The sequence below is a fragment of the Kordiimonas sp. UBA4487 genome, assembly GCF_002389025.1.
Taxonomy (GTDB): domain Bacteria; phylum Pseudomonadota; class Alphaproteobacteria; order Sphingomonadales; family Kordiimonadaceae; genus Kordiimonas; species Kordiimonas lacus.
The window spans coordinates 1-23,753 of the sequence record NZ_DGNR01000009.1; the positions used below are offsets into that span (position 1 = coordinate 1).

Below are 23,753 nucleotides of genomic sequence, written 5' to 3' on the forward strand. Positions count from 1 at the left end.
TGACGGCGACGGCACCTATGAGGTTACCGTTCGTGCCAGTGATGGATCACTGAATGATGACCAACTGATCACGGTCAACGTAACCGATGTGGTGGAAACACCGCCAATGGCGCTTACCACGCTCGATCTGCTTGCGTCTTCTGATAGCGGGTCCTCGTCAAGTGACGATATCACCAACGACACGACGCCAACCCTGCGGGCTTCCTTCGCGGACGGCGCTGTGGGGACGGTAGTTGAAGTCTATAATGGCGCAAGCCTTGTGGGCACGGTGACCCTTACTGCAGCAGATGTGACGAATGGTTATGTTGATATAACCGCCAGCGACCTGGGTGTGGACGGCGTGAAGACCCTGACAGCTTCTTCGACAGACGCAAGTGGGACGCCAACGCTGGATATCACCTTGGATACTACGCCTCCACCGGTATCTGCCAGCGTAACGATTGACCTGAATGCGTCATCCGATACGGGCTCATCAAGCACAGACAACTATACAGCTGATGACACGCCCGGCCTGTCCGGTACATACAGTGCGACGTCTGGTGCGAGCGTCGTTATCAAAATCTATGATGGCAGCACCTATCTGGGAACAGCAAACGCAAGTGGCGGCAGCTGGAGCTTCAACTCGCCACACCTGAATGACGGTTCGCATACGCTCAAGGCTGTCGTGACAGCCACCAAAACGGATAGTGCAGGCAATACAGGGTCGGCAACCGGTACTGCCAGCACGGGGGTGACCATCGATACCGTTGCGCCAAATGTGAGTGTTTCCGATAAATCGGTCCCGGAAGGAAGTAGCACAACCCTGACCGTTACCGGGGTCTCCGGTTCTGATACTGTTGTTGCGGGTTCTGGATCGGACCAAAGCCATTTCAGCTTCAATGGGAGCAGCTTCAGCTTTGGGTCACATGATTTTGAAAACCCAACCGACAGTAACCTGAACAACACCTATATAGGGCAAGTGAGGGCAACTGATCTGGCTGGCAACACTGGAACAGATAGTTTTACCGTTACCGTGACAAACGTAACACCATCAAACCCATCATCGTCGGGTGGTGTGAAGGAAGATGTCACTTTGTCAGTCTCCAAAACCATCAGTTCAAGTGAACCAGGTGGCGAGACATGGTTGTCTGGGTCGTTCACCGGAACCTATGGAACCTTGAGTCTTTCTTCTTCGGGAGCCTGGACCTACAATCTGAACAACAGCAGCAGCGTTGTGCAGAATTTGAATGATACCGACAATGTGAAAGACATTTTCACTGTCACCTCTTCGAACGGCCTGAATGGCACCATTACAATCAATGTCAATGGCACTATCGAACCCGAGCATGAACCCGAAATTGTATCTCGCTCGTTTGTCTTCGCCGACAGCCTGGAGAACCACAAGAAACAGTTCGGCTATTTGACGGTGAATGACGTTGATGGCGACAACATCGGCTTGAGCTACCTTGGCATTAATGCCGACGCTGATAGCGGCACGCCACCTTGGGTCGGGTTTGGCAGCCAGATCAGGGTTGATGCTGACACTGTTCGGTTTGCCGTGCAGGCGGCGAGCAGTATCAATACAATCGGCACCGGCACCATCGGTTGGAAAGCCACTGATGAAACCGGCAAAACGGATACTGCCTGGATGTCGGTCCAGTGGGACTATGTTCTCGAAAGCTTCAAGAGTGCCCTGCCGATCGTCCTGGATCTGGATGGCGACGGGTTTGATCTGGTCGCAATCTCTGACAGCAATGCCTGGTATGATATGGACGGTGATGGTGCGGTCGAAAGGACCGGTTGGGTGGGTGCTGATGATGGCATTCTGGCCTACGACCGGGATGGCAACGGTGCCATTGCAGGAGAGAATGAAATCTCATTCCTGGATGATCTAGCAGGTGCCACCACCGACCTTGAAGGCCTGGCTGGGTTCGATACCAACGGCAACGGCCAGTTTGACAGTGGCGATGATGCCTTCGCCAACTTTGTCGTCTGGGTCGATGCCGACGGTGACGGCGTCAGCACAGCCTCTGAACTCACGAGCTTGACCGACATGGGTATCGTGGCCATCGACCTGGGGCTGACGTCCACGGGGCAGACTGCGTCAGATGACGGCAATAATGCTGTGTTGAATACCGCAGACGTAATCTGGTCCGATAGCAGTGTCTCGAGCGCAGGTGACGTGGCATTGGCCTACCAGAATATGACCAATGTCATTCTGGTGGACCTAGACGGTGACGGCATCAGCACAAGCTTTGCCGCAGCGTCTGGCGTGACCTTCGACATGGACGGAAACGGTACAGCAGACCAGACCGACTGGATGGTAGCTGGTGACGGTATCCTCGTCGCTGACCGGAACGGCAACGGCACCGTTGACGATGTCAGCGAACTTGTCTTTACCGGGGATGGCAGCGGCACGGATAGCCAATTGATGGGTCTGCTTGCGTTTGATACCAATTCTGATGGACTGCTGAACAGCAGTGATGCTGGCTATGGTGAGCTTTTCATCTGGCAGGATGCCAATCTGGACGGCATCAGCCAGGCAGGCGAGTTGCTGACCCTTGCGGAAGCAGGGTTGCTGGAACTGGATATCAGCAACCTCCAGAATGAGGACACGTATCTGACCATGCTGACAGGGGATGAAAATAACCCTGTGATTGCGCTTGTGCAGGTAGGGCTTGTATATGAAGATGGCGTCTAAGCCATAAGTAGACCAGCCGGGCAGGTTCAGGCCTGCCCGGTATCCGGCTTTAGCCAGTTTCAGGTGAGTTTGTGACCGAGAAGATTTCAGAGCCTCTTTCAGTAGAAAGCATCGACGCAGCGACCGATGGCTATACCATTCCGTTCGGCGATTTTGCCGGTACCTATGTCCCTTTCAACGACCCACTGTTTCCCTTTCAGGCCAACCTGACGGGATTCATGTATGACGATACGGGCGCCTATACCGAAAGCGCCCATATAAATATCATCTCCGTCTGGGATGAATATGACGGTTCAGGTGTTCTGATCGGATCGGCGGAACCGATTGATCCCAGTACTCCAGACCTAATTCCGAATTTTTCATCGCTCAATGTTTACACACACGAAATGTTTCTGGGGTTCATTGCTAGCTTGGGCTCTGCACACCCAACAAAGACTGCCGGTGTTTTTGGCGCTGAAGCCAATAATGGTATTGGCGTCGTCGGGATTGCCTACGGCGCAGAAATTGTTGGCGATGTTGATGAGAGTGCGGACCCGCACGAGTATGTATTCAACGATGTCCGTATTCCCGCCCTGCCAGTAAATAGTGTTGATATATTTAGCCGGTCACTGACAGCGGGAGGTGCTCTGGGTGACACTTTAGGTGATCTCTACGATCAATATGTGACTGATCTGGCGACCGGCAGGTCTGGGCTTGGCACCATATGGATCAATGGTGCGGGCAATCAAGGGCACCGAGATGGCTCACTCGACATCCCTGTTGGCCTGAACCATCTCGAAATTCTTCCTGTAAGCTGGATCAACGCAGACGGCTATGTCAACTATGTAACCACCTTCGGGGCCAGCATGCATGTTGCGGCCCCTTTGGCGAATCTGTATGGAACAGAAGCCTCGCTCACCACGGATCGTCCGGGGAACTATGGCGACGTGCTGGAATATGGCGCCGAAATTCCGCCAGATGCAAACTATGGCCGAACGACGCCCCGCATCGCGGCGGAATATTTCAGCAGTTTCCCCGTACGGGTCCTCGGCGGCACGGATTCCGATTTCAACAGCGGCAACTATGCGCTTATTGCTGGTACGTCTGGCGCAGCTCCCACTGTCGCCGGTGTGACCGCACTGGTGCTGCAGGCCGGCGGCAACAATATTTTTGGTGACACCGACTTGGGATGGCGCGACGTTCAGGAAATTCTGGCAATATCGAGCGCACATACAGGCAGCGCGTTGGGAACCGGCCGTGATGGCCTGCATGAGTATGAGCACAATCCCTGGATTATAAACGGTTCCGCTTCTGTCAACGGTGGTGGCTTTCACTGGTCGTCCGACTATGGTTTTGGCATGGTGGATGCTCATGCCGCTGTGCGCCTGGCAGAGACATGGGCCATGACCCGCCATAGCGGTAATCTGGTGGAGCAGAGCCATGCTTTTCAGACAAGTGATGAAACCATCACCTATGGCGCCGACCTGACCTTCAGTTTCAGGACGGGTGATACTGAAGGCCTTGATTTGGACGGGGTAACACTTTCCCTTGATATTGAACACGACGTCTGGGCCGAGCTTGAGATGGTGCTGATTTCGCCGTCTGGTACCTCTATCATCGTCTATGATACACCCCGGCTCACAGCAGAAGATTATGATCGGTCCGAGCAGACCGGCAACCTTGTATGGGACATCCTGGCGCGCGGGTTCTGGGGTGAGGAGAGTGCGGGCGAATGGACGCTGATCGTCCGCGACACGGTCGATAACGGCAACTCGGGCACCGTGAACAACCTGTCGCTGACTTTCCTGGGCGATCTGACATCAGACGACGACACCTATTATTTCACTGACGACTGGGCCCTGATGAATGCGGCCAATGGCGGTTTGCCCACGCTTGATGACGCAGTGGGTCAGAACAGCATCAATGCAGCCGCGCTGATGGACGGTATTCTGCTGAAGCTTGCGCCGGGCAGCACATCAAAGATCGGCGGCGAGACGGCCTTCAAAACCTCTGCTGACGCCGTGTTTACGCTGGGCATCGGCACAGACCAGGACGACACCCTCGTGGGCGCCGCCTTTGACGAAACGCTCTACGGCATGCAGGGCGATGACCGCATGTGGGCCGGCGCGGGGGATGTGGGCGCGGACAGCTATTATGGCGGGTCTGGCGACGATATCATCGGCGTGGGCGCAGGCAATGACCTGGCGGTCGGCGAAGGCGGCGATGACGCCCTGTTCGGCGGCGCGGGCGATGACACGCTTGTGGGCGGCTTCTGGGAAAACGGCAGTGCGAATGCCGTTGGCGGCGGCCACAATGAGCTGTGGGCAGGAAGCGGCGATGACGTCATCCATGGTGCCAACGGCAATGATGCGATCGGCGGCGGCGCTGACAGCGACATCATCTACGGCTATGCAGGAAACGATGTGCTGTACGCAGGTGGCGGCGCGGTCGCTGATACGCTGGACGGCGGCGCCGGGCAGGACACGCTCTTTGGCGGCGGCGGTGACGACATGCTTTCCGGTGGCGGCGGCAATGACCTGATCTTCAACGGCGCAGGCAGTGACACGGCCACAGGCGGCGACGGCGACGATACCCTGTGGGGCGGCGGCGGCGATGATCTGCTCACGGGCGGCACGGGCGCGGACATCTTCGCTTTCACCAGCACCAACGGCAGTGACACGGTGACGGACTTCGACGCGGCCGAGGATATCCTGTTCCTGGACGGTTCAGGTTTTGCTGACTTGGCCGCCCTGAAGGCCGCGACCACGGAGGACGGTGCTGGTGTTACCATCAGCTTCGGCGATACGGTGATCTTCCTCGCGGGCATCAGCCTCGGTGATCTGACCGCCGATAACGTGATGCTGTAGGTCTGCTTTGGTTCAGAAGGGAATGTTTGTGGGTCGCGGGGAAAACGTCCGACGGGCTACATAAAGCGGACGTCATATTGATGCTCTAACGCCTTGTTCAACCCATTGGGTAGTCACCTACCGGTTCAAATATGATCTTGGGCCGTCCTCTGGCTTCATTTTGGGCAATTTTGCGATCGATGTTTTGTGTCAGCTCCTGTCCCGTGCCTCTAGTTCTGTCCAAAGAACATACTAGATAATGTGGGTGCGACATCGCTGCTACATAGTCGGCTCTGTCAGTCCTTTATCTTATGCGTGAAAAGCGACATTAAAAGTGGCCAGGAATTTCTGGACAAAATTAGTGTCGTTTTCGGGTTTTGGGGAAACTTGCGTGTCCGCTAGGGCAGGGGAAGCGGACATTGATGCCATACCGGAAGAACGTCCCAAACTTCGCCAAAAGCGGACTTATGCGATCGGGCTAATATCCTATTGCCACATACAAGCCTATTAGGTGAGCGGTGAAGTTGGCGGGTTGGATGCCAAGATATATGTCGTTTCCGACAAGTGGTGAAGTGAAGCCTGAGTAATGATAATCATCTAACGCCTCATGCTCCAGGCGGTACCGTAGGTTCAGCCGCATGTGGTCAGAAATCCTGTAGCCGAGCCGGGCATTCAGGTGATGCATGAGGAAAGTCTGGTCGGGTAGTCCAGTCCCGGCTACCTCGACGCTGACACGACCGTCAAAGGCACCAGTTGAAGCATAGCCATAGTCGAGTCGACTGCGGTTTCGCGAAAACATATAGGTCAGGTCCAGGGTCCAGTCATCCATGTGCCGCTGATAGCCGCCGCCAAAGGCCCACCCTTTTTCTCCCTGGGTGGCGGACCATGCGTTGGCGAGCGGGTAATTCGTACCGCCAGCTGTGCCGTCGGTGCTGTTGGGGCCGACATCCCGAATGCTGGCGACGTTGCGGCTTGCGCTGTCGTATGACGCAAAGGCATAGAGCGACGTGCGCGGCCCGCTCTGCCAGGTCAGCTCCGCATTCAGTTTTGAGCTTTTGCTATCCCGGAGGCCGAAATCCGCCCGGTAATCCTGTCGACTGAGGGTTGCGGAGACGGCGAAGTCCACCGTTGGAGCCAGGATGAAATTCACCTGCCCCTTGAGGACATGGAGATGATGAGCTGCGAGGTCGAACTTGCGGAAGCTGGACAGGGTATGCGGGCTGTCTCCATCGTCATACAGCGGGAGATAACCGTCGAGTGACGACGTGTAGAAGGCCTCATAGGGGTTGGAAATATACGGGGTGCCACTGCGGTTGGTGTAGCGGTATGACAGGCGCGCGGTTGCGAAACGTACTGCACGGGTCGAGACACCAAGTGAAAGCACGGTATCCCGCGTCGTCTCCACTTCCCGTGGCCTACGTGTTTCCTCAACATAAGAGGCTTTCATGGTCAGCTTGGTCTTGTGGGTAAAGCGGTAGTCAGCCTGCGCGGCGATCTTGAGCCGATCCTTGGTGAAAGGCATGTTGCGGAACCGCACCCGGCTGCCCGGACTGTCGGGTGTATAAAGTCCGGACAGGCGCGGCATAACGCCCCCAAGCCCGCCATCCAGAGCAATGTAGCCATGCTGGCCTGTGAGTGGATTGAAGGCCATATAATTCGTGTCGTTGCTTTCGTCCTGCACCTTGAGCGCCAGCGTGACCCGCAACCGGCGGGCAGGGACGAGGAGGAGCTTGGAATTGAGCGTCAGTCGGTCTCGTTTGGCAGCGGCGGTGGTCTGGCTGAGCGCGCCGGTCGTGTTCCAGAGGCTGAGATCCAAAAGGCCGCCGGGCAGAGGCAGGATGCCTTCGCTGATGGTGGGCGGGAGCAGGTCGTCATCCTGGCGGACGATGCTATAGTGCGCGGCAACGGTTAGCCTGCCATTCCAGAAGGACAGGGGCGCCGAGAGGTCCGCTGAAATCATATGATACCGATTGTCCGGGGGAAGTGCCTGCCTGGCGATAGGCGCCGTGAAGTTAGGCAGGAAGGGCGATAGGCCAGGGTTTTCCACCGTCAGTGCCGTATTGGCGTTGCGGAACAGGGACCCATGGTACTGGAGCCGCGCTGCCACCGTCTGCCCGGTGTAATCGAGCGCCAGGCGGAAATCGGTGGTCTGATAGTCGATCGGCTCAACTGTTTCCAGCGTTTGTCCGAAGGCAGGGAATGCGAAGCCGGTGCCGAAGGGACAGCTGCCCTTGCGCCACTCATGTTGAACCGACGCTTCGGCGGCCAGTTGTTTGGTAAGCGACAGGCGGGCGACAAGCCCGCCTTTTTCACGCTTCAGGGAAAGGCGCGTGGGCGAAGTCTCGCCAAGGACGCCAAGCAGTTGATCGCGGCTGGCTATACCGGGCATCAGGTCGTTTGGGAGCCGTAGGTGTCCGGTTCCCACGCCGTCCCAGACAGGTTTGGCATTGGTCGCGAATACATGCCTGAGCGATTGGAAAAAGCCCGTCACTTCATAGTGACCTGTCCTACCCATGCTGGCTGTCACATAGCCGTCGTCTCGGTGCGGACTGCCGGCGACAAGGTTGAAAAATTGCCCAGTCGACCTGTTTTGGCCACTGATGACGGCCCGGCTTATGGAAGGCCCTTGGCTGCGGTCGGCATATTCCCTGAAGCCCTGAGCATCTGTAGTACCGCTGGTGATCCGGGCGCCGGCCTCAATGAAGCCATGCCATTGCCAGCCTTGGTCTCCGGTACGGGTTTGAGGCGACCAGTTGCGGGGCATGCCATACAGAAAGCCGCTGGGCGTCCGCGGCGATGGGTTGATAAAACTCAGGCCATCCGGATGCGGTGCCCACCAGGGCGCAGTCGCATGGCTGTCGCTGTTCCCCTGCTGTTTGCTGCCGGGGGGCAATATCTGGGCAACTGCACCGGAACATGGGCCCAGGACAGCCACAAACACCATGCCGACGATAGGAGAAGCGAATTTTGTAACGTGCCCTCTCATGATTACCTCTGCAGCCGGGATCCGGCTGGGTGGTTCGAGCCATGAATCTGCGAATGGCAGTTTTGGCAGCTGCGGCCCACCAGGCGCGGGTCAGGGAAACGTGCATCGGGCAGGAAACCACTGGTGATCAGTTCGTTTATATGGCCGCTCATGCTATGGCATTGCTGGCATAATAGCGGGCGGGCGGTGACCAGCAGTTTTTCATGGTTTGATCCGTGTGGACTGTGGCATGTCAGGCAATTGTCGCTTACGGGAGCGTGCTCGAACAGAAACGGCCCGCGTTTTTCTGCATGGCAGCTGTAGCAGGTTTCGTTCACCGTTGGTGTGTGCAACAGCATGTCGAAAGCCGAGCCATGCGGGTTGTGGCAGTCAAGACATCCAACTTTGCCTTCAAAGAGCGGCATATGGGACCTGCGGTTGAAGTCGATCCGCGTTTCCCGGTGGCACATCATGCAGGTGTCATTGACACTTTCGCGGGCCAGCAGGTTCCGACCTGATATGCTTGCCATGGGATTGTGGCAGTCGCTGCAGGCGAGGTCAGCGGTTTCGTGCACTGACGCGTGCCAGTGAAGGCGTTTGCCGCCATCATGGCAGGCCAGACACTGACCGTTCTGTGTTTGGATGCTGTGTTCGCTGGTGCGGGAAAACCGGACGATGGATAAAGGGTCGTCCGGGGCTTGGATGTGTGCGGAACCTGGCCCGTGGCAGCTCTCACATTCGATCTGCGTGCCTGAGGGCCGGGCATGAACCGTGTGGGCCCAATGCTCTGCCGCAAGCGTGTGGCAGTCGGCACAGACGGCCATGCCGACAGGACGACTTTGGGAAAGAAGGACATCAGGCTGCGGTGACAATCGGTCCCGTGCGCCCACCGCCAACGCAATAAAGAGTGCTGCCCCCAGAGAAAAAATCAAAACGGGGGATGAGAGGAATACGCTCATACTACGGAAACCGAGCTTGGCCACACGCCGCTCCTGCCATAGTGATTGAGATCATTGACATGATCTCAGAGCCGCGTCCTTAATTCAAGGCCGTGACAAAGAATTGACCGGTCCTCGCCCCATGGTGATTTTGCGATCTAAGCATCTTCCGGTAAGATACTCGCCAGTCCTGCGTACGTTCGAAAACGGGTAGGAGGCCTTCATGGCGAATATCAACGGTACATCCGGCAACGACAATCTGGTGGGCGGCAGCGGCGATGATTCCATGCGGGGCATGCTGGGTGACGATGTTGTGTCGGGGGGTGATGGCAATGACACCGTGGTTGGTGGCAGAGGCGATGATCTGCTGCAAGGCCAGGCAGGCGATGACAATTTGCGGATTGACCGCGGCAATGACACGCTTGACGGCGGTGAAGGTTTCGACACCGCTGACTATGCTTTCTGGACCACGGGCGGCAGCGCACCGCTGAAGATCGATCTTTCGGCTGGCACCGTGACCGATTTTGAGGGCGGGGTGGATCGCCTGATTTCCATTGAAAAGATCCTCGGCCCCGAAGGGGCTGACACGCTTCAGGGCAGCGACGCCGATGAATGGCTGGATGGCGGCTTCGGTAATGACACCATCTCCGGCGGTGGCGGCAACGATACGCTGGAAGGCAGCGCGGGCAGTGACCTGTTCATCATTGACGGCTCCGGCGCCATCGTGATTGAAGACTTCAGCACATCCGGCGACAGGATAGACCTGCAGCAATTTTCCAATATGACCAGTCTGAGCGCCCTGACAAATGCCGCCAGCCAAAATGGAAACAATCTTGTCATCACGCTGGACGGCAACACCACACTGACCCTGAAAGGGATCGCGTCGGACGACCTGGGAGCCGAAGATTTTCTGTTTGCTGAGGCCCAGAGTGGCGATTTCACGGGTACCGATGCCGCTGAGACGCACACCGGCAGTGATGGTGCCGACGTTATCAAGGGTAATGGCGGGAACGATAGCCTGAATGGCGGCGCTGGCAGTGATTTCATGACGGGTGGCAGTGGCGACGACACAATTGACGGTGGTGCAGGCAATGACCAAATCTTTGCGGGCCCCGGGGATGCGGGCGCGGACCGGTTCGCCGGCGGTGACGGCAATGACGTGGTCGGCGCCGGAGCGGGTGACGACTTGGTATTCGGTGACAATTTCGTCAGTGGGGCTACCGGCAATCCCGGTGCGGACATCATCTTTGGCGGCACGGGCAACGATATCCTGATAGGTGGCAGCTGGTCTGATGCGGACGAAGACAATCAGTTTGATCACGGGGAGCAGGTTAGCAGTGGCAGCGCCACTGACCAGATCTGGTCAGGCGATGGTGACGATACACTTTATGGCGCTAATGGCGCGGACGCGCTTGGCGGTGGCCTTGGCGCCGACGTGATCTATGCAGGTGCTGGCAACGATATTGTCTATGGCGGCAAGGATGATGGGGCGGATGAAGTTCGGGCCGGGTTGGGCAATGACACGGTTTTTGGCGGTCTTGGCAACGATATCATCCTCGGTGGCAGCAATGATGATCAGTTGTTCGGCGGCAGTGGTGCCGACACCGTGGATGCCGGTGACGGTGTCGATGAGCTATTCGGCGGTGGTGGCGATGATCTGTTAACCGGTGGTCCGGGCGCCGATACCTTCTATTTCGCCGGGGATCACGGCACTGACACAGTCAGCGATTTCGAGCTGACGGACGATGCGCTGTATGTCGTCAATACCAACGCTGATTTCGCCTCTGTGGCCGATGTGGCTTCCGCCAGCCAGGACACGACAGTGAACGGGCAAACGGGCCTTTTGATCGACACCGGGGGCGGCGCAACCATCTTCCTTGTGGGGCTTACCGTCTCCGACCTAGAAAACATGACTATAGTGTTTGACTAATAGGTAGCAGCGGAGTTCAGCCTGGATGCCAGCGTCGACCTGAGGAATTGGCAATTTCCTCCCAACGCGTGCCATCTTGGCCGCTTTGGGGCAGAAAGCGACATCTCAACGACAAGAACCTAAAGGTCGCTCTTTCGCCAAATGCGGACAGACGCCTGGGGTCGAAGACCCCAGGTAATGATTGCCGGATCAGAACGTGAAATCCGTCTCCGTTATGGTGCTTGCATCGATGCCTGCCAGCAGGATCTGGTTGCCCGCTCCGTCTGTAATCAGCACGTCGGCCCCCGCCTGACTGATCGTCAGATCCGCGAAGGTCAGGCTGCTGGATGACAGGTCGAGCATTTCCCCATCGGTGAAGTCTGTGATCAGGTCCTGGCCCCAGCCATCGCCGAACACGAAGGTGTCGGTGCCGCCGCCGCCGGTTAGAGTGTCATCGCCACTTCCGCCAACGAGTGTGTCATTGCCTGCCTGACCATCGAGCATATTGGCGCCATCGGTACCGGCTATTCGTTCGCCAGCTTGTGTGCCGATGGCATTCTCGAACCCGGTAATGGTTTCGGTGCCTGCGGTGCCCGCAGTCAGGTCGATATTTGTTGCGACGGTAGAATAAGAGTATGTGACAGTGTCATTGCCCGCGCCGCCATCGAGACGGTCGAGACCCGACCCGCCGCTGATAAAGTCGTTGCCCTCACCGCCTGAGATGCTGTCGTTACCGAGGTCGCCGAGCAATGTGTCATCTCCGTCACCGCCAATGAGTGTGTCATCACCCTTCTGGCCATCCAGCATGTTGGCGCCCGAAGTGCCGACAATCTGCTCGCTGCCCTGGGTGCCGATGGCGTTCTCAAAGCCGGTGATGGTTTCTGTTGCCGCGGTGCCTGCAGTCAGGTCGATATTCGTTGAGACCGTAGAATAAGAGTATGTGACAGTATCGTTGCCGGCACCGCCGTCCAGACGGTCGAGGCCAGACCCTCCACTGATGAAGTCGTCTCCGTCTTCACCCATTAAGGTGTCGTTGCCATTGTTGCCGATAAGCGTGTCATCGCCCGCACCGCCAACCAGCAGGTCTGCTCCGCTCGTTCCGGTCAGCACGACCGGCGCCGCGCTGAAGCCAACGAAATTGTCCTCAGAAAGGGATGCAGCATCCGTGTTCAACAGCGTGATCGTATTGCCACTGCCATCAGAAACCAATACGTCCGAGCCTGCCTGGCTGATCGCCAGATCTGCATAAGTCAGGCCGGCTGCTGCGATATCGATCTTTTCGTTTGTCGGGTCGAAATCGGTGATGATGTCGTTGCCCCAGTTGCTGCCGAAAGCAAAGGTGTCCGACCCGCTACCGCCGATCAGCGTATCGTCGCCAAGGCCGCCATTCAGGATGTCGATTCCCTGCCTGCCGTCGAGCCTGTTGGCCCCATCATCCCCGGTGATCGTGTCATCGCCTTGCGAACCTTCCACATTCTCGAAGTTGAGGGCGGTCTCGCCACCGGCGTTGTTGGCAGACAGGTCGATCGCCCAGTTGGCGCTGGAATATGCAACGCTGAGCGTATCAATGCCATCGCCGCCATCAAGCGTATCGGTGCCGATGCCGCCCGAGAGCGTATCGTCGCCCGCGCCACCCTGCAGATTGTCATCACCGTCATGGCCGTCGAGCCGGTTGTTGCCGACGTCACCGATGAGTGTATTGTCGCCCTTGGACCCGATAAGGTTTTCGATGCTGCTCAGCGTCTCAGTGGACGTACCCCAGTCTACGGTGCCAAGAGTGAGATCGGCAGTGAAAGCGGCCGTCGAATAGGTGAAATCCGCTGTATCCACGCCGTCACCACCGATAAATATGTCGGCGCCGACATTCCCGGACAATGTGTCGTCGCCACTGCCACCTTCAAGCGTGTCGTCGCCAGCACCACCATCGAGGACATCATTGCCGTCAAAACCAAACATATGTTCGCTGTTCGCGGTGCCGGTAAGCAGGTCGTTTCCGTTCGTGCCGATCATGTCCGTGATCACAAGCGCGGGTATGGACCAGATGGTTCCGTCATCAAATGTGATGGTTTCCACTTGGTCATAGGCATCGCCGCCAAGTGTGTTGATGACTGTGATGCGATCGGTTGATCCGGCAAACGTAATAACCAGACCGTCGGCTGTGCCATTCAGGAAAGACACGTTGGTATTGGCCGGCGTATAGCCATGGATCACGATCCTGTCTGTGTCGTTGAAGCCATTATCTTCGATCACATCCTGGCCGTCGCCTGCAGTGAATACATAGGTGTCTGAGCCGTCCTGGCCGATCAGGGTGTCGTTGCCGAGGCCGCCTTCCAAGGTGTCCGCGGGCTTGTAGCCCCATAGCTGATCGTCGCCCGTCGTCGCTTGCTGGGTATAGAGGTTGGCCCGGACGTCTGCGGACGACCAGATGGTGCCGTCATCGAAAACATATTGTTCAACCTTGTCATACGCGTCTTCATCGAGGGTGTTCATCACAGTAATAGTATCGGTTGATCCCTGGAAGCTGATCACAAGGTCATTGCTGCCCGCGGCGGTGGTTGACAGAATCAGGTTTGCAGGAGTGTAGCCATGGATCACGATCCTGTCTGTGTCGTTGAAGCCATTCTCCTCGATCACATCCTGGCCGTCGCCTGTAGTGAATACATATGTGTCTGACCCGTCTTCGCCGAACAGGGTGTCATTCCCTGCCTCGCCGGATAGTTTGTCGTCGTCCTTACCCCCGATCAGTCGGTCATTGCCGTTCCTGCCGTCGAGAGAGTCGTCTCCATCAAGACCCATCAGAGTGTCGCCACTTGCGCCACCTGCCAGATTGTCTGCACCGCTTGTGCCACTCAGGTGGAGGGGAGTGGTGCTGATAAAAATGAAATCGGATTCTGTGATGGCGGTCGCTGTCGTGTTCGACAGGACAATCAGATTGCCGCCAGCCTCGGAGATTTCCGTGTTGGCGCCCGATTGGGCGATGGTCAGGTCCGCGAACTGCAGCCCCGTGGCCGTCAGGTCAATCACATCCTCTCCAGAGACGAAGTCCATGATCGTGTTGATGTACCAATCGGGCAAGAGCACGAAGGTGTCACTACCCGAGCCGCCCTCCAGATTATAGGAGCCGGTCGCATTCTCGGCGCTCACCAGGATGTCGTCGCCACCATGGCCTCGCAGCCAGTAAGCGTCTGTACTGCCAATGAGCGTGTCGTCACCCGAGCCACCATAGACCCGTGGGATATTGATCAACACGTCGCCCTCTGCTTCACCGCCGCTGAAGGTATTGGTGACGAGGTTGATGTAAACGCCTGCCGTGTCGGAACTATAGTCAGCGATGTTATAGCCAGTGCCACCATCAAGCGTGTCGGCGCCAAGGCCACCGATGAGGTGATCCGTGCCGTCTCCTCCTGTGAGCACATCATCGCCGTCATTACCGACAAGCGTATCATTACCGGAGCCGCCATCGAGCTTGTCAGCGCCCACGCCGCCACCAAGATAGTCGTTGCCACCGGCCCCGATCAACGTGTCGTCACCGCCTTCACCCCGAAGTGTGTCATCCCCGCCAAGGCCGTTTATCAGGTCGCCTTCATTGGTTCCTTTCAGGGAATCGGCGTTGGCGGTTCCTTCAAGCGTGCTGGCACCTTCGCCCAGGTAAAGCGACTTGATGTCGTCAAGAGACAGGGTTGTATCATCGAACTGGTAAAGTTCGACGCTGTCAGCGCTATCGCCATCAAGGGTGTTTTTCACGGTTATACTGTCACCGCTGCCCGGAAGGCTGATGACAAGGTCGCTGCCAATACGCGCGAAGGATAATTGGTTTGAGGTATAGCCTGTGACAATGATCATGTCGCTTGTGCCGCTGCCGACATCCTGGATGGTGTCAGCACCGTCTCCAGCCTGATAGCGATATTGGTCGGAACTGGAGCCGCCGGTGAGGAAGTCGTCTCCGGCGTCACCTTGCAGGGTGTCGAGGCCGGAGCCACCGTCAATAGTATCATCTCCATCGGCTCCCAACAGCAGATCGCTGCCACCAAAGCCCTGTATCAGGTTGTTGGTGCTGTCGCCCGTCAGGCTGTCGCTTCCTGCCGTGCCATCAATATTGCCGCTGCTTTCGCCAAGATATGTTGCCTTGATGGTTTCGATTGAGAGGGTGCTGTCATCGAAGATCACGAATTCAACCGTGTTGGCGATATCGCCGTCCAGGCCTTTCGTAATCGTGACGCTGTCACTGCTGCCCGCGAAGCTGATGACCAGGGCGTCTCCACTGCGGGCAAATGTTGCATCGCTAGAGGAATATCCAGATATGTTCAGTGTGTCGTTGGACAGGTCACCCGCGTCGCTGACAGTGTCGTTACCATCGCCGGCCTGGAACAGATAGGTGTCCGACCCGAGGCCACCGGAGAGGCTGTCCGCGCCACCTCCTGCCTGCAATAGATCGGCTCCCACGCCGCCGACGAGTTTGTTGTCGCCGCTGTTGCCTGTCAGCGTATCGTTACCGACGCCGCCGGTGACGTGTTCGATTCCACTGACAGTATCACTTGGCCCTGTACCGGATCTTGCGGTGCCCGCTGCTAGGTCGACGGATACGTCACCTGTGGCGGTGCCGAAAGACAGTGTATCGTCGCCCGTGCCGCCGTCGTAGACGTCAGCGCCTTCGCCTATGTCTGCCAGAACCAGATCGTTGCCGTCGCCACCGGATACCGTGTCTTCGCCAGCGCCACCAGCGAGAATATCGTTACCTGTACCCCCAGAAATGCTGTCGTCACCAAAATGGCCATAGACCAGATCATTGCCTGCGCCGCCGCTGAGGTTGTCATTGCCTGTATCGCCAAACATTTGGTCGTTGTCAGTAGTTGAAGTCACACCCCATGTCGGTGAGTAATTGGGTCCAGGGTCAAGGGTGACAGAGGTTACGCGTGCGTTGTAGGCTTCGATTGTATTGGGGTAGTCCACGGGATCGTCAGACAATGCGCCGGTGTTGAAGCCAGAGTATCCGAAGTCGCCTTCCTGCCAATAGTAGAAATAGGGGGAGGCCGCGAAGCTTGTTGTATGGAACTCCAAGCTCAACTCAAAGGCTACGGTTGTGTGGAAACTGGCTTCCGGCCTGAAATATACTTCGCCCAATTGGGTGCTTTCATATAGTTCATACCCGTTCGGCGTGGCTGTAAAGTCGCCGGGCGATAATTGATAGTCGACGCCGCCGAGCCGGAAAATAATCCGGTCCTGAGGTGTTGGGTCAAACACTTCGAATGCCGCATATGGGGCCTTGTCCAAGTCTATGATAATGGTGTCATTGCCGCCACCGGTCAGAATCTGGTATCCGGCGTTGTCGGACTCGATCAGGATCGTATTGTCGCTGTCGTCTCCAATGATGTAGATTTCCCGGAAGCTACTATTGTCATTCCACTCGCTGCCATTGATCGTAATGTTTTCAATATCGGCACCGTGAACGTTATCCCCTTCGATCAAGGCGAAGTAATTGATCAGATTAGGGTCGTTCACTCTGTCAAATATGTCTAACCCCTCTCCATCGATGGTTTGCTTGGTCGTAACCTGACCCTGGGCCGTTTGAGCAAACGTCCCAACAAAACCGGCTGACAAATCGATAATGAGGTTGCCGTATGGATTGGTCATGGCCTTTGTGCCAATGACCAGGGTATCGATGCCGTCCCCGCCGCTCAGTATATCGGGTTGGGTCGACTGGTGTAGTTGCACCTCAAAACTGTCGTTGCCTGCGTCCCCAAGAAAAATGTCTGTTCCGGTACCTGTCGTGAAGGTATCGCCATATGTCGAGCCAACAACTTTTTCGATATTCTTGATGGTATCCGTGCCGAGGCCGGGCGAACTGACCTGAAGCGCGCCGTTTGGTCCGGCCGTTACGTCGATGGCAGCTGTGTGATTGGCAAAGGAGACAACGTCAAGCCCTTCGCCACCGTCCAGAACGTCGTCACCTTCGCCGCCCTCTAGAACATCATCGCCAGCTTCTCCTTTAAGTGTATCGTTGCTTGCTCCGCCTATTAGCTTGTCGTCACCTTCTCCCCCATCAAGGAAATCCGAAGCAGTGCCTCCAGTTAGCGTGTCGTCACCATCCTTTCCCAAAATAAGATTGTTTGCATTAGCTCCCTGGTCGGCTGAATTTTTTGCCATCAGGGCACTATCTTGACCATCTTCGTCACGCTGAACAAAATGGATGTCTTGTGTCGACTTTATGCCGTAATAGGCTTTGAGCGCATCCAGTTCGTCCTCGATGGCGCTTTCCAAATCGACTTGAGTATCGCGTGCTTCAATCGTTGCATAGATGTCGATCGGGTTGGCGCCGGCAGTTTGACCGTTGAAAAGGTGGGAAAGTGCCTTTTCAAGTTCGTCTTGGGACAGCTGGGTGTCGGTTTGTGCAGAACGCAGCCCGAACAATTTGTCTGCTTCCTCAACGCGTCGTTTCATGATTCCGTTGCTATTGGTATCCTGATGATTATACGCGAGCTGAAACCAGGCCTCAGCTCGGGCGATTGCTGGATCAGTGATTTTTAAGGCATCAATGAGGCCAGGACCGATGAGCGTGTGGCTGGCGTAGTATTGTGACAGCAGTGCGATCCTCTCTTCGGAATCATCGATAACTATCGTTCCAAGATCCTCTGTAAGATCAGCATTGAACCCCGAAGCACCACCAATACCGAAAAGGACGGCCTTCAGGAAATTTGCATGTTGCGCCTCAGTGAGGGTCAAATGTTGCAAGTCATTGAGGTCTGTCAGTGCTGGGTCAACGATACCGCCACCTGACGCAACAAGGATTTCTTGATTGGTTACGACCACTGAGTTGCCATTTGATAGCGTGATGGAACCTGTATTCATCCACTCAACAATATAATTCATCGCGACGAGGGTATTGCCGGTTGGAGCGCCTCCCAGTGCATGCTCAAATAGACTTTGAAAGTCAGCGCCACTATGAGCTGCAAGGTTATATCCATATCCAAATGTGGGCAGACCCTCGGAATCATCGTGGATGCCATATTTAGCAGTGGGGTCATTTGTTGCAAGACGAGCATTTTCTTTGAGTTTGAGATAGTTAGTTGCAGCATCCTGAAAGTTTGTTGCCGCAGCACCAGCCGCCGCATCTTCCAAGAGTGAATTATCACTATAGATTGTGTCTAGGTTCGAAATTGGCACTTTGACCCCCCATAGGAAAGCTTGATGTGGTGTTTACTGAATGGAATTTGCGATCTGGAAATTGCTGTCAAAACGACAAACGAGTTTTTGATGCCTATTGTCTATGACATGCAGGGCATAAACGGAGAAAGGGCGGTTCTGGTAATGGTTTTCTGCGACCACAAGTAGTAAGTATTTGTCACCGACTTTCGCGACTTCTTTCAACCCTTCCAGTCTGCTCACTTTGACAACATTTTCCGGCAACAAGCCTTCTGGATATCCCTCAATATTCAGAAATAAGGCGGCTCGATCGCTACTTGGACTACCGGGGAGAGCCTTGCCCTTAAAGGGGCGTTCACCATATCGGTCCTGCCATATTGCATCTTGCCGGGCTCTGCTAAAAATTGTTTCCTCTTCTGGATAGGTTGATGTACGCGACATATAGCTATAGAAATAGCGGCTACCCGGTCCGGTCCGGAGCTGCCGGTAAACAGCTTCACTTTTCCCGTCCTGATCAAGATCGACCAGTGCACGCTCAATGCTCATGGTCGGTGAGGCATAGTGCTGCAAAGGAGTCCAGTTGACCGATAATTTGGTATGGAGTGCAGAAAACCAGGCGCTTCGATTGGGGATATAGGCTTCGCCATTTTCCGGCAGTACACTTGTTTCATATGTCTTGAAGATTTCGGGCAGTTTTGCCGGCTCATTCAAAGCGGACAGCATTGGTTGGCAAACACCAGGGTCCGTTTCAGTTCCCATGCGGTACATGTTGGCTGGGCGGCCTTTCTGGAACCAGCTTTCCAAGCTGATGGTGTTTGCCTGGGGTTGGGCCGATGTGCTCGTTTGGGCCAATGACACCCCAGAAAAAACTAGTGTAGCAATGAAGATAAGAGACACTTTTTCTGAAGTTCTACGAGGGGCTTCTTGCTGGAAAAACTCGCTTATGGAGTTTAATGCCGTCATTGCCTGATTATCCTACTCAATTATTTCTTCTTTAGAAGGTGGCTTTGCCATCATCCCCGCGCATTTCGTATAATTGTGACGTCTAGTGGCAAGGGTGTGCGAATCTAAGGGTGTTTTTTTAATTGTGTACATACTATCTATGTTTGCAATGTGAACAAGATATGGCGACAATTTGAATTAATTCGTTTCATGCTTGTTGTGACCGTTTAGGGTCTATTCCGTTGAAAAACTCTTGTTGAATGCTGTTTGAGGCTCTGATTCACTTGTTTCTGTAAGAAGCGGGAGGATTGGGCGATGATGGGTCGGCAGGCGAGTGGTCAGAAGCAGCTGTTTTATGCATTTGATCTTGAGGCCGTCGTTCCAAGGGATCACCTGCTGCGCGGGATCGATGTTTGTCTTGATCTGAGCGACCTGCGATCGCATCTTGCCCCTTTCTACAGTCACACAGGCCGTCCTTCAATTGACCCGGAACTGATGATACGGATGCTGATTGTGGGCTATTGCTTCGGCATCCGCTCAGAGCGGCGGCTGTGCGAAGAGGCGTCTAATCAATCTCCTGATAACAAGGAAATTCGATATGTCAGATTATGAACTAGATCGGATATTCGCTCATAGAGTGCTCTTGGAGTGGACTTAACAGCAACACTCCTGACATTGCATCCCACGCCTATAACTTAAATTATGGGAAATTTAGGTGTAATATGGGCTGAACTGGCGCGAACGAATATTTCGTAGCTGAGCAAGATTAGTAAAAATCAGGCCCCAAAACGCCTGTACCAAAAAGGGGCAAAAGTTTCGGAAAATTTCACGGTTGGGTAATTTGACTAAACTGTGGCCGAAATTGACATGATGAGTGGCCCTCGACAGGCAGTGTGTGAGAGTCGGGGTGTTTTGTGGGGAGTGTAACACCTGTAATACACCTCCAGCACAGCTGCTAAACACTTCGCATCAAAATGCCCCAAAAATAAAATCATTTAAAATCAATTATTTAAATAATTTCTTCCAGGAATTTTTAATTTTCCTCTTGTCATATCTGATGTGGTGTTATACATAACTAATACACCGGCACGATAAAACGCCCAAACAGACACTCAAGCCACTTCCAAGCACGGCACAAGAGCGCAAGGGTAAATAAGAGCCAAAAGGCTCAGCGAGGAACGGCCGGTACGGGACAAGAGGTGAAAACACCCGGCCCGAGTGACGACAGCAAGAACAGAAGCGAGAGACAATCTCGACAGCGAGGAAAACGAGCAGGGGGCCGGACAAAAACATAAAGAACCGGCCCCCGCCCCACTCAAGAGCCAAAAAGGCCAGGGGTTCTGACGACAAAGATGCTCAGATACGACAGCAAAATGATAACAAGACGATAACAACAAACCCCGGGAAAACCGGGTACGCGAGGAGAAACAAAAATGTCGATGAAAACCTACCAACAAGTCAAACGCGAACAACGCCGCAGCCGCCGTCTGGCGCGCCAGGCCGACGTTCTCAAGCGCACCGCACAATCCGTGCATATCCAGCTCTTTGCAGCTGCAGCTTAAGGAAGGGGAGAGCGTATGACGCCGGATTGGACGGACGATCAGCCGATCTACCGGCAGCTGAAGGACAAAGTGGTCACGGCCATTATGGAGGGCTCCCTCATTGAGGGTGAGGCCCTTCCTTCCGTAAGGAATGTCGCCGTTGAAATGCAAATAAATCCTATCACTGCCTCTAAAGCCTATCAGGAGCTTGTCATGGACGGACTGGTTGAGAAAAAGCGCGGACTGGGAATGTTCGTGGTGGAAGGCGCACGCGACAAGCTGATGGAGGCTGAGCGCGAGCGTTTCATTAAAGAAGAATGGCCCCGTGTGCTGGATACCATCCGCCGCCTGGGTCTTGATACAGAAGAGCTGCTCAAAAGCAGCCGCAGTCATTAGGGGAGGGCTACATGACAGATTATGTAATTGAAGCAAAAGGCCTTTCCAAGCGTTTCGGCGATTTCCAGGCCCTCAATGGCGTGGACTTCAAAGTGCCGCTGGGTCGCATTCTTGGGGTTATCGGCGCCAACGGCGCGGGCAAGACCACCATGCTGAATGCGGTTCTGGGCCTGTCGTCATATGACGGCGAGCTGAGCGTGCTGGGCCTGGACCCATCGAAGGATCGCGACGCCTTGATGCAGGATGTCTGCTTCATCGCCGATGTGGCCACCTTGCCGAAATGGATGAAGGTTGTTGAGGTGCTCGACTATGTCGAAGCCGTGCACCCAAGGTTCAACCGCGCCAAGGCGATGGACTTCCTGAGCCGCACCAAGGTGCCGCTTGACCGCAAGGTGCGTGCGCTTTCAAAGGGCATGACCGTGCAGGTGCATCTGGCGGTGGTGATGAGCATTGACGCCAAGCTGCTGGTTCTGGACGAGCCGACGCTGGGCCTTGATATCATCTTCCGCAAGCAGTTCTACCAAAGCCTTCTCGAAGAATATTTCGATGAGGAGCGGACGGTCATCATCACCACCCACCAGGTGGAAGAGGTGGAGCATATCCTCTCTGATGTGATGTTCATCCAAGATGGCAACATCGTGCTTGAGTCCGATATGGACGAGCTGACACAGCAATTCATCGAAGTGATGGTCAGCCCGGGCAAAGAGGAAGAAGCCATGAAGCTTGGCCCGATTGCCAAGGGCAGTACTTTCGGCAAATCCACGTGCGTCTATAAAAATATTGACCGCGAAACGCTGGCCAAACTGGGCGAAACGCGCCGCCTGGGCCTGGCGGATATCTTCGTGGCGACCATGACAGGAGAGGCATAATGAACACGTTCACAGCCCTCATTAAACGCGAAATATTGGACGGCATGAACGGCTATATCCGTGTGCCGGCCATCCTGGCAGCCTTGTCGGTCTTCCTGGTGATTGTGTCCACCATCGGTTTCGGAGCAACCATCGAGTTTGACGGCGTTTTTGATCGCCATCCGGAAGTTTCAAACCTGGGTGAAGCCGTTGAAATGGCCGCGAACAGTGACAAAGGCGAGCATGAACTGCCTGCTGCTGTAACGTTGAGCTACTGGGTAATGGGCGGCATCAGCTGGGTGGCATTGCCATTCGTGATTTTCTTTTCGCTCCTGTCTTCCCTGTACGAAGAGCGTCGTGACCGTTCAATCCTGTTCTGGAAGTCCATGCCGGTAGCCGATTGGCAGGAAGTACTGGCCAAGCTTGTTACCCCTGTGGTGGTTGCGCCGCTGGTGTTCCTGGGCGTTGCTGTTGCAGCGCAATTGCTGATTGCCTTCTTCCTCAGCATTGTTGTGCTGTTTCAGGGTGGGCCAGTGTTGGAAATGTGGCCATTGGCGACCATGCTGGGTACTTGGGCAGTCTTTGTCACGCAGTATGCAGTTTCCACTTTGTGGGTGTTGCCGCTGTTGGCCTGGGTGCTGTTTGTTTCTTCCTATGCATCTCGCCTGCCATTCATGTGGGCTGTGCTGCCCCCCGCGGTGATTGCTGCGGTTGAAGGTATCCTGTTTGAAACCACGCGTTTCCTTGAGTGGTTTGGTGTCCATCTTGGCGGCTGGCAGGCTTATGCCTACCATGACCTGAACCCGGATATTGACGGCCCGCGTGACTTCCTGAACCTCGTGTTCGGAGGCGTGCAAATGGAAGGCCTGACCTACACACTCTCAAGTGGCCAGTTCTGGCTGGGGCTGGTGATCGCAGGAGGCTTTGTTTACGGCGCCATCGAGATGCGCAAGCGCGCGATCTAAGGAACCCATCTCTACTCTCCCAAAGACCCGAGATGAGGAAAGGGCCGCCCCCAGGGGCGGCCCTTTTTCATTGCCATCAATAGGCAACGCTAATCCAGCAGCATCACCATGTTACTGAGATCTTCGACCGTCAACCCGACCAGAAACACACTGTTGCCGCCGCCGGTGTCGATCAGAAGGCCTGCCTGGCCCGCAACGGTCGCCACGGTTGCAGCCGCCGCAACGCTCGCGGTGTCGGTGAAGTCTGTCACTGTTCCCGTGAGCCTGAGTTCGTCCTCTGCCACGCTGAAGTCGGTGACAGTATCCTTGCCGGATGTTGCGCCGAAGGCGAAGATATCGCCGCCGCCGCCGCCGGTGAACAGGTCATCGCCTGCGCCACCCCAAATTGTATCATCGCCGTCACCGCCGTGGACAGTATCATCGCCGGAGCCGCCAAAAAGGTCATCGTCGCCGTCACCGCCAAGAACGCTGTCGTTGCCGTCAGACGCAAACACCACGTCATTGCCGTCCCCGCCATCGATCACATCATTGCTGCCGCCTTCGCCGCCGCGGCCGCCAAAGACCTTGTCGTTGCCGCCGCCCGCATTCACGCGGTCGTTGCCAA

Annotated in this window: 12 protein-coding genes and 1 pseudogene; 8 read left to right on the forward strand and 5 right to left on the reverse strand. The window is 55.6% G+C overall.

The genetic code is table 11. From position 1 onward, the window contains the following. Both B3Z17_RS05105 and B3Z17_RS05110 read left to right on the forward strand, forming a co-directional pair. On the forward strand, nucleotides 1-2,680 hold a 2,680-nt coding region (locus B3Z17_RS05105), incomplete at its 5' end, for a beta strand repeat-containing protein (RefSeq protein WP_286828841.1). Nucleotides 2,681-2,751: 71 nt separating this feature from the next. After that, the gene (locus tag B3Z17_RS05110) at nucleotides 2,752-5,526 is read left to right on the forward strand and encodes a S8 family serine peptidase (RefSeq protein ID WP_286828842.1); all 2,775 of its coding nucleotides are present in this window, start codon (nucleotides 2,752-2,754) and stop codon (nucleotides 5,524-5,526) included. Nucleotides 5,527-5,983: 457 nt separating this feature from the next. On the opposite strand, the gene B3Z17_RS05115 is transcribed toward B3Z17_RS05110, so the two are convergent. Together B3Z17_RS05115 and B3Z17_RS05120 are read right to left on the reverse strand one after the other, a co-directional pair. Next, nucleotides 5,984-8,491, reverse strand: coding sequence for an MtrB/PioB family outer membrane beta-barrel protein (locus B3Z17_RS05115; RefSeq protein WP_286828843.1), 2,508 nt, complete (start codon nucleotides 8,489-8,491; stop codon nucleotides 5,984-5,986). Nucleotides 8,492-8,493: 2 nt separating this feature from the next. Continuing rightward, on the reverse strand, nucleotides 8,494-9,453 hold the full coding sequence (locus tag B3Z17_RS05120; RefSeq protein WP_286828844.1) for a DmsE family decaheme c-type cytochrome: 960 nt from the start codon (nucleotides 9,451-9,453) through the stop codon (nucleotides 8,494-8,496). Nucleotides 9,454-9,631: 178 nt separating this feature from the next. On the opposite strand from B3Z17_RS05120, the gene B3Z17_RS05125 reads away from it, so the two are divergent. Continuing rightward, complete coding sequence (locus B3Z17_RS05125; RefSeq protein WP_286828845.1) at nucleotides 9,632-11,338, forward strand: calcium-binding protein; 1,707 nt, start codon at nucleotides 9,632-9,634, stop codon at nucleotides 11,336-11,338. Between the two features lie 189 nt (nucleotides 11,339-11,527). On the opposite strand, the gene B3Z17_RS05130 is transcribed toward B3Z17_RS05125, so the two are convergent. Further along, complete coding sequence (locus B3Z17_RS05130) at nucleotides 11,528-17,755, reverse strand: calcium-binding protein (RefSeq protein WP_286828846.1); 6,228 nt, start codon at nucleotides 17,753-17,755, stop codon at nucleotides 11,528-11,530. 756 nt (nucleotides 17,756-18,511) lie between these two features. After that, entirely contained in the window at nucleotides 18,512-19,420 is a 909-nt protein-coding gene (locus B3Z17_RS05135) for a hypothetical protein (RefSeq protein ID WP_286828847.1), read from the reverse strand. 294 nt (nucleotides 19,421-19,714) lie between these two features. Here B3Z17_RS05135 and B3Z17_RS05140 point away from each other — a divergent pair. The 5 genes and pseudogenes from B3Z17_RS05140 to B3Z17_RS05160 form a co-directional block, all read left to right on the forward strand. Further along, a pseudogene (locus B3Z17_RS05140) lies at nucleotides 19,715-19,960 on the forward strand (transposase); the annotation flags it as partial. Nucleotides 19,961-20,832: 872 nt separating this feature from the next. Next, on the forward strand, nucleotides 20,833-20,961 hold the full coding sequence (locus B3Z17_RS05145) for a hypothetical protein (RefSeq protein WP_277620378.1): 129 nt from the start codon (nucleotides 20,833-20,835) through the stop codon (nucleotides 20,959-20,961). A 15-nt stretch (nucleotides 20,962-20,976) separates the two neighbouring features. Then, the gene (locus B3Z17_RS05150) at nucleotides 20,977-21,336 is read left to right on the forward strand and encodes a GntR family transcriptional regulator (protein ID WP_068305243.1); all 360 of its coding nucleotides are present in this window, start codon (nucleotides 20,977-20,979) and stop codon (nucleotides 21,334-21,336) included. A gap of 11 nt (nucleotides 21,337-21,347) precedes the next feature. After that, complete coding sequence (locus B3Z17_RS05155) at nucleotides 21,348-22,205, forward strand: ABC transporter ATP-binding protein (RefSeq protein ID WP_068305244.1); 858 nt, start codon at nucleotides 21,348-21,350, stop codon at nucleotides 22,203-22,205. Continuing rightward, nucleotides 22,205-23,149, forward strand: coding sequence for a hypothetical protein (locus B3Z17_RS05160; RefSeq protein WP_286828848.1), 945 nt, complete (start codon nucleotides 22,205-22,207; stop codon nucleotides 23,147-23,149). The genes B3Z17_RS05155 and B3Z17_RS05160 overlap by 1 nt, the downstream gene beginning before the upstream one ends. A gap of 89 nt (nucleotides 23,150-23,238) precedes the next feature. Here the strand turns inward: B3Z17_RS05160 and B3Z17_RS05165 are convergent. Continuing rightward, a partial coding sequence (locus tag B3Z17_RS05165) for a calcium-binding protein (RefSeq protein WP_349680295.1) occupies nucleotides 23,239-23,753 on the reverse strand: 515 nt, incomplete at its 5' end.